Consider the following 11,510-nt stretch of genomic DNA (forward strand, 5'->3'; position numbering starts at 1 on the left):
GCCCCGCCGCGCTGCCGTCTCAGGCCCGGCAGCCGACCGGGTGGGCGATGTCGATCACGAAGCGCTCGGGCGAGTGGAGCGTGAACGTCTTGTAGGCGGGCTTGGTGTCGAAGGCGGCTCCGATGGAGACCACGCCCTCGAAGTCGCCGGTCAGGGCGACCCCCTTGAGCGCGGGCAGATGGATCTTCAGCAGCCGGGGACCCTGGTAGACGGACCGTCCGGTGTCGTCGTGGGCTGCGGCGGGGGAGAGCGTGATCGAGAGGAAGTACTTCCCCGCGAGCGGTACCGGGTTGCCCGAACCGTCGTAGTGGAGCGCGCTCACCTGGCGTACGGAGACGGGGGGCATCGCGCCCCGCACGTCGATCACGAGCCGGTCGAACGTCGGGTGGCCACCCCAGCGGGCGTTGACGACCAGGGACGTGGTCGGCGTCGTGGAGGCGCGGGACGGGGCGTCCGAGGCGCCTGCCGGGATCGTGGCGCCGATCCCGGCGGTCAGGAGGATTCCCGCGGCGACGGCCGCGAGGGTGTGACGGTGCTGCATGACGTCCCCCAATTTCTCCTGCTCGGGGACAGTGGTGTCACTGGCTGAGACATCCACCACAAGCGTACGGTTCCACCCGATATGGGGTAAAAATCCGCTATGTGCTGGAGTGCGACGGCCGACCTCTGGGCGGGCCTCGGGATCACCGCCGTCGGCGTGGCCTCGCTCGCCTCCGTGCGCCGCCCCGCGGACGCCCTCCTCGCCGCCCTGCCGCTGCTCCTGGGGGCCCATCAGGTCGTCGAGGCCGCCGTCTGGCACGCCGGAGGCGGAACCGGTCCCGCCACCCTCGCCTGGGCCGTGATCGCCCTCCCGCTCCTGCCGCTCTGGGTGTCAGCGGGCGTCATGGCGGCCGCCCGCCCCGCCGACCGCCCGCGGCTGCGCGTACCGCTCGCCGCCGGCGTGGTGACCTCGGCCTTCCTCGCGCACCGCCTCGCCACCCACCCCGTCTCCGCCGAGATCCGCGGCCGCACCCTCGGCTACGCCGTCGACCTGCCGTACGCACCCCTGGTCATGGCCGGCTACCTCCTCGCCACCGTCGGCGCCCTGCTGCTGGCCCGCGACCGCGCCCTGCGGGCCCTCGGGATCGTCACCGGATCGGGGGCGATCGTCTGCGCGGTCCTGTGGAGCGCGGCGTTCGCCTCCACGTGGTGCGCCCTCGCCGCCGTCGCCTCGCTCCTGCTGCTCTTCCGGATCCGACGGCGGCCGACCGTAACCCCTCGGCGTCTCAGTAGTTGACCCGGGCATGAAGAAGCGCAGCATGCTCGCCATCGCCTCCCTCGCCGCAGGCGTCGTCACCGCTCTCGTCACCCCGCCGCCGCAGGCGAACGCCGCAGAGAGCCCGCTGGGCGGCGCCACCGGCCTCCTCCAGGAGGACCAGGGAGCCGCCACCGTCCTCCACGACACCGTCCAGGGCGCCGAGGGCGCCCTCCAGGGCCAGGCCCCCGGCGGGCTGCTCTGACCCCTCCCTCCCAGGTGGCGACCGGTGCCCCGCGGTCCTGACGGATCGCGGGGCACCGGCACGCCGTGACCCGGGAGGAGGCAGCCCGTGCGCGCGCAGTGCGCGAGTAATGACAGGATGTCCCCATGAGCGACAACGTTTACTTCGACATCACCATCAACGACGAGCCCGCGGGCCGCATCACCTTCAAGCTGTTCGACGACGTCGTCCCGAAGACGGCGCAGAACTTCCGCGAGCTCTGCACGGGCGAGAAGGGCTTCGGCTACGCCGGCTCCCCGTTCCACCGCGTCATCCCGCAGTTCATGCTCCAGGGTGGCGACTTCACCCGCGGCAACGGCACCGGCGGCAAGAGCATCTACGGCGAGAAGTTCGCCGACGAGAACTTCAAGCTGAAGCACGACCGCCCGTTCCTGCTCTCGATGGCCAACGCCGGCCCGAACAGCAACGGCTCGCAGTTCTTCATCACCACGATCGTCACCGACTGGCTCGACGGCAAGCACGTCGTCTTCGGCGAGGTCGTCGAGGGCCAGGACCTGGTCAAGAAGATCGAGGGCCTCGGCTCCCGCTCCGGCGCCACCAGCGCCGTCATCAAGGTCTCCGAGTCCGGCATCGTGAAGGCCTGATCGCCTTCCCGAGCTGAGCCGAGGGCGCCCCGCGCCCTCGCGCGCCCACCCGGCCGGGGCGGGGAGCGCCGTCCATCGGACGCGCGCCCCCGCCTCCGCCGTGTGAGCCGGGCCCACCGGCACCGACTCCTCAGGCGAAGGCGGGAGCGTTCCGCTCCGCCCACGCCGAGAAGGCCCGGGGCGCCCTTCCGAGCGCCCGCTCCACGTCGGGGCTCACCCTCTGCTCCTCCGCGCTGGGTTCGCCCATCACCGACAGCATCCCGTCGACGGCCTCCTCCGGCAGGAACCGCACCAGCTGCGACCGGGCCTCGGCCGCACTCAGCGCGACGAACTCCACCGGAGCGTCCAGCGCGTCGGCGAGGGCCCGCACCTGCTCGCGAGGCGACACCGGGACCGGGCCGGTCAGTACGTATGTACGCCCCGCGTGCGCCGGGTCCCGCAGCGCTGCGGCCGCCACGCCGGCGATGTCCAGCGGGTCCACCACCGGCAGCGCCACGTCGGCGAACGGCGCCGCGACCGTACGGGCGGAGCGCACCCCCTCGGCCCAGAGGTACGCGTTGGAGGCGAAACCGCCCGGACGCAGGACGGTCCACTCCAGCCCCGACCCGCGGACCGCCGTCTCGAACGCCCGCAGGATCGCGTGCGACGCCGATTCGGGTCGCGTCCCCGCCAACTGCGAGGACTGGAGCACGATCCGCCGCACTCCGCAGGCCACCGCCGCCGCGACGATCTCGTCCGGGCGCAGCTCGTCCCCGAGCCCCCCGACGAGCAGGTAGACGGCGTCGGCACCCTCGAACAGCCCCTTGAGACCGTCGACATCGGCCAGGTCGCCCTGCCGGTGCGCCACCCCTGCGGGAAGCCCCTCGGCCGGTCGGCGGCTCACCGCCGTGACCTCCTCGCCGGCCGCGGCCAGCAGCTCCACCAGCGGTCGTCCGACGTTTCCGGTCGCTCCGGTCACCACGATCACAGCAGTCCCCTCCAGGGAGTCATCGGCGGAGCGTGTGCGCTCCGCCGTCTTCGTGACCTCATCCTGGAAGGCGAACTGGCCACCTTCTGGCCAGTTTCGGGAACGGGATTCCGGAGAGCTCAGCTCTCCTCGCCGTAGCGGCGCTCGAACTTGGCGATCCGGCCCTCGGAGTCCACGGTCCGCGCCGTGCCCGTGTAGAACGGGTGGCTCTCGGAGGAGATCTCGACGTCGATCACCGGGTACGTCTTCCCGTCGTCCCACTCGATGGTCCGGTCGCTCGTCGCCGTGGACCGGGTGAGAAACGCGTACCCGGCCGAGCGGTCGCGGAAGACCACGGGGCCGTACTCGGGCTGTTTGTCCTGCTGCACGTGTCCTCCTCGGGCTTGCCGCCCAGACGTGTCCGGCGTGTCCGGCCGTCTCGGCACGGCACCCCTCCAGCCTCCCCGTGCCGACGGCGACGGACCAGCGCCGCGGGCCCGATCGGGTGAAAGGAGGAGGCCCCGGGATCAGTGCGGTGGATGCGCTGCGGGCAGACGGGCAGACGGGCAGACGGGCAGACGGGACGGGCAGGAGGGTGCGCGTGCCCGCGTGCCCGCGTGCTCGTGTGCACGCGCGCGTGGCTCGGCCTCGGGCGCGGTCGGCCGACGTCTCAGGTGCCGCCCGGCCAGCGCGCCGCGAGCAGCAGCGCGATGTCGTCGGGGCGGGCCGTGGCCTGGCGGGCCTCCCGGATCAGCCGGTCGGCCGCCTCGGGAAGCGCCAGCGAGCCGGTCGCGGCGAGGGCCTGGCGCAACCGCTCGATCCCCTCGTCGATGTCCCGGCCGGGCCGCTCCACCAGACCGTCCGTGAACAGGGCCAGCACCGCGCCGGGGGCGAGCCGCAGCCGCGTCACCGGGTACGAGGCGCGGTCGTCGACCCCGAGGACCACCCCGCCCGCCAGCTCCACGGTCTCCGTCGTCCCGTCCGGCTGGAGGAGCAGCGGCTGCGGATGGCCGGCCCGTACTGCCCGCGCCTCGCCCGTCTCGGGGTCCAGGAGCACGTAGCAGCAGCTCGCGAACTGGCCGGGGTCCAGGTCGATCAGCAACCGGTTGGTGCCCCGCATGACGTCCTGCGGACGGTGCCCGCCCAGCGCGAACGCCCGGACGGCGCTGCGCAGCTGACCCATCGTGGCGGCCGCCGCCACGCCGTGGCCCTGGACGTCGCCGATGACCAGGGCGAGCCGCCTCTGGCCCGTCTCGATCACGTCGTACCAGTCGCCGCCGACGTCCATGCCCTGGGTGCCCGGCAGATAGCGGCCCACCGTGTCCACGCCGTCCCGCACCGGGAGCCGGTGCGGCAGCAGCGCGTCCTGGAGCCCGCGCGCGACCGCCGACTCCGTGTCGTACCGCTGAGCCCGCTCGAGGGCCTGCGCGATGAGCCCCGCGAGTGCCGTGAGCACGGTGCGCTCCTCGGGGCTGAAGCCGCGCGGCCGGTCGAAGCCGAGGATGCAGGAGCCCACCGGGCGCCCCGAGGCGATCAGCGGCAGGAACGCCCGGGCTCCCGAGTGCGCGTCCATCGGCAGGTCGGGATAGGCGCGGCCCAGCTGCTCCATCGACTCGAAGAACAGCGGCCGGCCCGACGTCAGCGTCTCCACCCCGGGCAGCCGGGCGTCCAGGGCCACGCCGTCGAAGGGTTCGAGGAACCCCGGCGGGAACCCCGTCTCCCAGGCCAGGTACAGACGTCGGTCGCTGAGCAGGTAGATGGCCAGCTGCCGCCCGCCGAACGCCGGCAGCAGCTCCTCCGTCACCACCGCCGCCACCTGGCGCGCCGTCACCGCCTCGGTCAGCGCGATCGCCAGGGCCACCGGCCGGTACAGGGCCGCCGCCCGGTCACCGGGCGCGGAGAGCCCGTCGTCCGCCCGCCGGCCGCCCCGGGCCCTGGCCCCGAGACCCGCGGGATCCTCCTCCGGGACCAGCACCATCGTGACGCCGTCGCGCCCCGGATGGAGCGACACCGACAGCCACTGGCCGCGCTCCGGCCGGGCCAGGAAGCGCACCGGTTCGCCGGAGAGCAGGGCGGCGCGCAGCTGCTCCTCGTGGAAGGGGTGCCCGAACCAGGGCAGTGCCTCCCAGAGCGGCCGTCCCGCCAGCGCGCCGCGCGGCCGACCGAGGAGCCGTTCCGTGCGTTCGTTGACGTACGTGATCCGGCCCAGCCGGTCGATCGCCAGGATCGCCCGCGGCAGCCGGTCCGTCGCGTCCGAGCCGACGAGCCCCGTCCCCAGGTCGACGAGGGTCCCGGTGAGGTGGCCGCCGCTGCCGTCGAGAGCGGTCGCCGTACTGCGCCGCGCGCGCGTGGACACCTCCAGGAGGTGCAGGCCGCCGTCCGGCGCCTTGAGGCGGAGCCTGCGCACCGCCGGCCGCCCGTCCGCGCCCGTCGCCTGCCGGGCCGCCGCCCACAGCGCGTACCCGTCCTCCGGTTCGAGCAGGGACGTGAGCACCTCGATCGAGCAGGGGGAGGTGACCTGCGCCCCGAGGATCTCGACCAGGCCGTCGTCGAGCGTGACCGTGCCCGTGTCCAGGTCCCAGTCGAAGGACCCGAACCGGACCGGCGGGCCGGACCCGGTGGAGAGCTGGACGCACACCGGATCGCCGGGCCACTCGACCACCGTCCCCTCGGCGGCCAGGTCGGAGAGCGCCTCGCCGAGGCGGAGGGCGCCGCGGGTCATCCGGTTCCGGTCCCGGGCGTCCACCGGCACGCCGGGGGTGGGCGGGCGCAGCGCCACGAGCACCCCGAACCGTTCGCGCCCGGCGACCACCGGCGCGTACAGCGAGGCGAAGGGGAACGGCAGGCTGGCCACCAGCTGGGGAAACCGGCGCATGGCCTCCTCGACGTCGGGGAGGTGGACCGACTGGCCCGAACGGTGGACCTCGGCCACCGGGAACGGCCGGTTCGTGTGCATCCGCCACCACGGGCGGAACAACGGCCCCGGCAGTCCCACGAGCACCGCGAGCCGCAGCAGCCCCGGGGTCCCGGAGCGCAGGTACACCCCGCCCGCGTACCCCCCGACCTCCTCGACCGCGCGCAGCGCCTCCTCCGCGAGCGCCCAGGTGAGCGCGGAGGAGGCGGGCCCGTCGGCGGCCGCCCTCCCAGACGGACGTCCGGAGCCGGCCGCCGGGCCGGGGTCGGCGGTGCCGTGCGAGGTCACACAGCAAGGATGCCCCCGACGAGAAAGCCCCCGCATCCCGGACCCGCGGGTCCGTGTTCCGGACGGCGATGTTGACCGCGCGCGTCCGCACCGTCACACTCGGTCGTCGACCGCCGCCGCCGGCGCGCGGCACCACCACCTCGCGAGCAGGGGGCACGATGACGGACCGGCTTCTTCCGTACGACGTACAGGGCGGGGGCCCCGCCCGGGCCCTCGTGCTGCACAACTGGTTCGGCGACCGCACCAGCTTCGACCCCCTCCGTGCCCATTTGGACGACGCCGCCGGCACCTACGCCTTCGTCGACTGCCGCGGCTACGGCGAGGCCCTCGACCACGCGGGCGCGTACACCATGGAGGAGGTCGCGGCCGACGCGCTCGCGGTCGCCGACGACCTCGGATGGGACTCCTTCTCCGTCATCGGCCACTCGATGGGCGGGAAGGCCGCCCAGCTGATGCTGCTCGACGCCCCCGACCGCATCCGCTCGATCGTCGGCATCTCGCCCGTCTCCGCGGCGGGCTTCCCCCTCGACGGGGAGACCTGGGAGCTCTTCGCCGGCGCGGCCGAGGAGCCGGCGAACCGGCGGGCGATCATCGACAACACCACCGGCGGACGCTACGACGACGCCTGGCTCGCGGCGCTCGTCGACCGCTCCGTCGGCCGTTCCTCCGCCCCGGCCTTCCGCGCCTACCTGGACTCCTGGTCCCGCACCGACTTCCACGAGCGCGTCCGCGACAACCCCACACCCGTCCTGCTCGTGGTCGGCGCCCACGACCCGGCCCTGGGCACCGAGGCGATGGAGTCGACCTGGCTGCGCTGGTACCCCAACGCGCGCCTCGAAGTCCTGAAGGACGCCGGCCACTACGCCCCCGAGGAGACCCCCGGGCCCCTCGCCGAGGCCATCGAGGCCTTCCTCGCCGCCTGACGCGCGGAGGTCATCCGAAGGTCGAGGGGAACGACGACTTTCGAGGACAGCGGCGGGGCTGTGCCGCACGCGATCATCGTGGTCACGACGCCACGGGACGGTCTCCGGGAGACCGTCCACGATCAGCAGGAGCACACCCGATGGGCCTCGCGCAGTCACAGCACCGCTTCCTCGTCCGCCAGAAGGTGACGCTCATGGCGAACCGCTACCTGGTGCACACCGTGGGGCCCGACGGCGAGGAGGCGGAACTGGTCGCGTTCGCCCACCAGAAGAGAATGGCGCTCAAGGAGCACGTCACCTTCTACACCGACGAGTCCCAGCGCCAGGTCCTGTTCACGTTCAAGGCCCGCCAGGTCCTGGACGTCGGCGCGACCTACGACGTGCACGGCGCCTCCGGGACCCGGCTCGGGGGCTTCCGCAAGGACTTCGGGGCCTCCCTGCTGCGCAGCACATGGCACCTGAGCAGGGAGGGCGCGGCGGGGGAGACCACCGGGCGGGAGCGGCACCAGGGCGTGGCCCTGCTGCGGCGGGCCTGGGAGTTCCTGCCCTTCACGGACCTGGTCCCCTTCGTCGTCCCCTACCACTTCGACTTCGCGGAGGCCGGACGCTCCGTCATGTCCGTCGACAAGCGGTTCGGTCTGCGCGACCGGTACGTGCTGGAGATAGCGGACCCGGAGCTCGACCGGCGGCTCGCGATAGCCCAGGCCGTCGCCCTCGACGCCCTCCAGTCGCGCTGACCGCCGCAGATCCGGTCCCCGAACCCCGTCCCCCGAACCCCGTCCCCCGAACCTGGCCCCCCGAACCGGGGCCGCCGCCCCGGTCCCGGCCCGCCCCGGTCACCCGCCGACCGCCCACCGGGGACGCGTCTACCCTGGAAGGAGGGGCACGGGACGGGCACGCCGTTCCTCCCCGGGCCCCGGCCGCGCAAGGCGGAAGGGCGGCGGACCATGTTCTTCAGCGATCGCACGGACGCGGGCAGACAGCTCGCCGCCCGGCTCGACCACCTCAAGGGCCATGACGTCGTGGTCCTCGGACTCCCACGCGGCGGGGTACCGGTCGCCGCGCAGGTCGCGGACGCCCTCGACGCGCCGCTCGACATCTGTCTCGTACGGAAGCTGGGGGTGCCCCAGCAGCCGGAGCTCGCGATGGGCGCGCTCGGTGAGGGCGGGGTGCGGGTGCTCAACGAGCGGGTGCTCCGGGACACCGGGGTGGGCGAGCGTGCGCTCGCGGCGGTGGAGGAACGGGAGCACGCCGTCCTCGAGGAGCGCGCCGCCCGCTATCGGGGCAGCAGGGCGTCCGTACCGCTCGAAGGCCGGACCGTGGTCGTCGTCGACGACGGCCTCGCCACGGGGGCCACGGCGCTCGCGGCGTGCCGGGTGGTCCGTGCCCGGGGGGCCGCCAGGATCGTGCTGGCCGTCCCGGTCGCGCCGCACGGGTGGACGGCGCGGCTCGGCGGCGAGGCCGACGAGACGGTCAGCGTCCACGTACCGGCGGTCTTCTACGCGATCGGACAGTTCTACCGGGACTTCGAGCAGACCGCCGACGCCGAGGTCATCGCGTGTCTGGACCGGAGCCGCGCGGCACGGGGCCCTGTGGTCCGGGACTCGGACGTGAGGATCGTGGTCGACGGCACCACGCTCGCGGGGCGGCTCGCCGTGCCCGACGGGGCCGTGGGCATCGTGCTGTTCGCCCACGGCAGCGGGAGCAGCCGGCACAGCCCCCGCAACCGGGCGGTCGCGGAGGTGCTCAACCGGCGGGGCCTCGGCACCCTGCTGTTCGATCTGCTGACCGAGGCCGAGGCGGGCGACCGGGCGCATGTCTTCGACACGCCGCTGCTGGCCGGCCGGCTCGCGTTCGCCACGAAGTGGCTGGCGGAGCAGCCGGTGGCCACCGGCCTCCCGTTGGGCTACTTCGGTGCGAGCACGGGAGCGGCCGCCGCGCTGTGGGCGGCGGCCGATCCGGAGTGCGTGGTGAGCGCCGTCGTGTCGCGCGGTGGCAGGCCGGACCTCGCGGGGGACCGGCTGGCCGGGGTGCGTGCCCCTACGCTCCTGGTGGTGGGTGGTCAGGACGCGCTGGTGCTGGACTTGAACCGGAGGGCCGCTGCACTGCTGCGCTGCGAGAACAGGCTCGCCGTGGTCGAGGGAGCCACGCACCTCTTCGAGGAACCGGGTGCCCTGGAGGAGGTGGCGGAGCTCGCCACCTCCTGGTTCGCCGGGCACTTCCCGGGTCAGTAGGCGCCGTTGACGTTGTCGATGGAGCCGTAGCGGTCGGCCGCGTAGTTGCACGCGGCGGTGATGTTGGCGACCGGGTCGAAGAGGTCCATCGACGTGCCGGGCACGTGGTAGGCGAGGAAGGTCGGCTCGATGACCTGGAGCAGGCCCTTCGAGGGCGTTCCGGCCGCGGCGTTGGAGTCCCAGAGGTTGATGGCCTGGGGGTTGCCGGAGGACTCGCGCATGACGTTGCGGAGGATGCCGTCGTACGAACCGGGAATGCCGTGCTGGGCCATGATGGCCAGCGACTCGCGGATCCAGCCGTCGAGGTTGTCGGCGTAGTTGGTGGCGGCGGCCGGGGCGGCCTGGGCCGGAGCGGCGGCGGGGGCCGCCGCGGGGGCGGCCTGCGCGGCGGAGGCGCCCGTGGTGGCCGGAGCGGAGCGGCGCTCGGAGCGGCTCGCCCGATCGGGTGTACTCGTCTTCTTCTTCGCCGGCGCAGGGGTGACCTTCGCGGAATCCCGACGAAGCGTCAGCTCAAGGCCCGGATGAATAAGTGACGGATTGTCACCCACGGCGCTTCGGTTCGCCCGGTAAAGGCCCTTCCAGCCGCCCTGAATTCCCTTCTTCTGGGCGATCAGGGAAAGCGAGTCGCCGCGGACGACGGTGTAGGTGCGGGCAGCGGCCGGGGCGGCGGGAGCCTTGGCGGCGGCCGGCGCCGCGAAGGCGGGGGCTGCGGCGGGGGCAGTGACGGCGCGGGCGGTGAATTCCGGTGCGCCGGAAACGGGCGCGGCGCCGGCCACGGCGGGGGTGATCAGCGGGAGGGCAAGGGCGACGCCGCCCGTGCCGGCCAGCGCGAGTCCCTGGGAGACGGGACGGCGTCGGGGGCGGCGGTGCTTACCGTGAGCAGGCATGACGGATTCCTCTCCGGCGCCTGCGGGGTGAGCTGTCGGGTTCGGACGGGAGCTGTCCGGCCGCGCGCACGCGGCTGCACCCCGAGCCGTTCCGGATTTCCGGACCGGCGTATTCGTGGGTCCCCCGCTCCTGCCGTCGGGTGAAAAGGGAGGTATTTCGAGCGGTGGCAGGATTCGGCGATCCACTCGAATGGAGGTGACCGTAGGCCAGTAATGCGGCGGATAACAAGGGGATGCCGGCCCATGGCGCGGCGAAAGGATCACGTAATTCAGGTAATTCAAGATCGGCCGCCCGTCCGGCCCGTCGAACTTCCGTGTGCCCCATGGCCTGCGGACATTTCGATCATTGGGTCGAAACCGGGAGAGTGAGTCGCGTCACCAGGTTCCCAATGTCCGAATATGCACGGTAATTCTGTTAATGGGGAAGTGGGTGGAAAAGCCCCCGCGGGCAGGTGTGCAGTCAAGGGCAAAAGTCGCAAAACCGACATTCGTGCTGAAGGATGGACCCACCCCGACCGAGGAGCCGCCGGATGTCGCCCGCCCTCTCCACGCCAAGCCCCGACACCGTCGACCGCGAGGCCGCCGCGCTCTACGACAGCGCCGTCTGGCAGCGGATCGTCACCGACTGGACCGCCGACCGGACCACCGGCGAGCCGCTCGCTCCCGACGCTCCGCCACGTGAGCCGGAGAGCTGGCGGAACCTCCTCACGGTGCCGGTGGAACGGCTCGTGGCCGACGCCCTCGACGCGCTGCCGCCGCCCCTTCCCGCCGAGCCCCGCCTGCCGGGCCGCATCGGAGCCGTACTGCCGGACCGGCTGCACGTCTGGCGCCGTGTCGGCCGCAGCGACCTGCGCCCGTCGGTCCACCTCGGCTACGCCCGCCGGGTGCTCACCGAATGGGGCTGGCAGAACGCCCCGTACAAGCTGCGTGACGCGCGCGGGGCCCGGTGCGTCTGCGGCGCCCTGCTCGCCGCGCACCGTCTCGGCCACGGCAGCGCGGACACCATGAACGAGGCGGCGGCCTGGATCATGACCGAGCTGCGGTCGCGGGGCTGGAGCGATCTCATCGGACCGTGGAACCGGGCCCCCGGCCGTACGGCGGACGACGCCGTGGCCCTCCTGGACGCCACCATCCACCGGGCCGCGCAGGCCGGCCGCTGACGGGCGCGAACCGCGGCGGACGGCCCCGGACCGTGA

Annotated in this window: 12 protein-coding genes and 1 riboswitch; of the genes, 7 read left to right on the top strand and 5 right to left on the bottom strand. The window is 73.5% G+C overall.

From position 1 onward, the window contains the following. Positions 1-19 precede the first annotated feature (19 nt). Positions 20-541 (bottom strand): hypothetical protein, encoded by a 522-nt coding sequence (locus tag ACFCY7_RS37140; protein WP_376490495.1) that lies wholly within the window; start codon positions 539-541, stop codon positions 20-22. 99 nt (positions 542-640) lie between these two features. On the opposite strand from ACFCY7_RS37140, the gene ACFCY7_RS37145 reads away from it, so the two are divergent. The 3 genes from ACFCY7_RS37145 to ACFCY7_RS37155 all read left to right on the top strand — a co-directional run bounded on the left by ACFCY7_RS37145 (position 641) and on the right by ACFCY7_RS37155 (position 2,122). Further along, positions 641-1,276, top strand: coding sequence for a DUF6629 family protein (locus ACFCY7_RS37145; RefSeq protein WP_376490496.1), 636 nt, complete (start codon positions 641-643; stop codon positions 1,274-1,276). Between the two features lie 7 nt (positions 1,277-1,283). Further along, the gene (locus ACFCY7_RS37150) at positions 1,284-1,499 is read left to right on the top strand and encodes a hypothetical protein (RefSeq protein WP_362558737.1); all 216 of its coding nucleotides are present in this window, start codon (positions 1,284-1,286) and stop codon (positions 1,497-1,499) included. Between the two features lie 125 nt (positions 1,500-1,624). After that, on the top strand, positions 1,625-2,122 hold the full coding sequence (locus tag ACFCY7_RS37155) for a peptidylprolyl isomerase (RefSeq protein WP_376490497.1): 498 nt from the start codon (positions 1,625-1,627) through the stop codon (positions 2,120-2,122). A gap of 130 nt (positions 2,123-2,252) precedes the next feature. Here the strand turns inward: ACFCY7_RS37155 and ACFCY7_RS37160 are convergent, their stop codons facing one another. The 3 genes from ACFCY7_RS37160 to ACFCY7_RS37170 all read right to left on the bottom strand — a co-directional run bounded on the left by ACFCY7_RS37160 (position 2,253) and on the right by ACFCY7_RS37170 (position 6,270). Next, positions 2,253-3,089, bottom strand: coding sequence for an SDR family oxidoreductase (locus ACFCY7_RS37160; protein ID WP_376490498.1), 837 nt, complete (start codon positions 3,087-3,089; stop codon positions 2,253-2,255). A gap of 119 nt (positions 3,090-3,208) precedes the next feature. Next, the gene (locus ACFCY7_RS37165; RefSeq protein WP_376490499.1) at positions 3,209-3,457 is read right to left on the bottom strand and encodes a type B 50S ribosomal protein L31; all 249 of its coding nucleotides are present in this window, start codon (positions 3,455-3,457) and stop codon (positions 3,209-3,211) included. Positions 3,458-3,738: 281 nt separating this feature from the next. Then, positions 3,739-6,270 (bottom strand): SpoIIE family protein phosphatase, encoded by a 2,532-nt coding sequence (locus ACFCY7_RS37170; protein WP_376490500.1) that lies wholly within the window; start codon positions 6,268-6,270, stop codon positions 3,739-3,741. Between the two features lie 158 nt (positions 6,271-6,428). On the opposite strand from ACFCY7_RS37170, the gene ACFCY7_RS37175 reads away from it, so the two are divergent. From ACFCY7_RS37175 to ACFCY7_RS37185, 3 genes are all read left to right on the top strand, one after another. Continuing rightward, the gene (locus ACFCY7_RS37175; protein ID WP_376490501.1) at positions 6,429-7,193 is read left to right on the top strand and encodes an alpha/beta fold hydrolase; all 765 of its coding nucleotides are present in this window, start codon (positions 6,429-6,431) and stop codon (positions 7,191-7,193) included. A 140-nt stretch (positions 7,194-7,333) separates the two neighbouring features. Next, positions 7,334-7,930 (top strand): hypothetical protein, encoded by a 597-nt coding sequence (locus ACFCY7_RS37180; RefSeq protein WP_376490502.1) that lies wholly within the window; start codon positions 7,334-7,336, stop codon positions 7,928-7,930. Positions 7,931-8,140: 210 nt separating this feature from the next. Next, positions 8,141-9,427 carry a phosphoribosyltransferase family protein gene (locus ACFCY7_RS37185; RefSeq protein ID WP_376490503.1) on the top strand — a complete coding sequence of 429 codons (1,287 nt, stop codon included), beginning with the start codon at positions 8,141-8,143 and terminating at the stop codon, positions 9,425-9,427. Here the strand turns inward: ACFCY7_RS37185 and ACFCY7_RS37190 are convergent. After that, complete coding sequence (locus tag ACFCY7_RS37190) at positions 9,421-10,314, bottom strand: transglycosylase SLT domain-containing protein (protein ID WP_376490504.1); 894 nt, start codon at positions 10,312-10,314, stop codon at positions 9,421-9,423. The two genes, ACFCY7_RS37185 and ACFCY7_RS37190, sit on opposite strands and share 7 nt — an antisense overlap. 4 nt (positions 10,315-10,318) lie before the next feature. After that, positions 10,319-10,504, bottom strand: a riboswitch (cyclic di-AMP (ydaO/yuaA leader). Between the two features lie 340 nt (positions 10,505-10,844). On the opposite strand from ACFCY7_RS37190, the gene ACFCY7_RS37195 reads away from it, so the two are divergent. Next, entirely contained in the window at positions 10,845-11,474 is a 630-nt protein-coding gene (locus ACFCY7_RS37195) for a hypothetical protein (protein ID WP_376490505.1), read from the top strand. Positions 11,475-11,510: the final 36 nt, after the last annotated feature.

The sequence above is a fragment of the Streptomyces sp. NPDC056361 genome (assembly GCF_042262805.1).
Classification (GTDB): Bacteria; Actinomycetota; Actinomycetes; order Streptomycetales; family Streptomycetaceae; genus Streptomyces.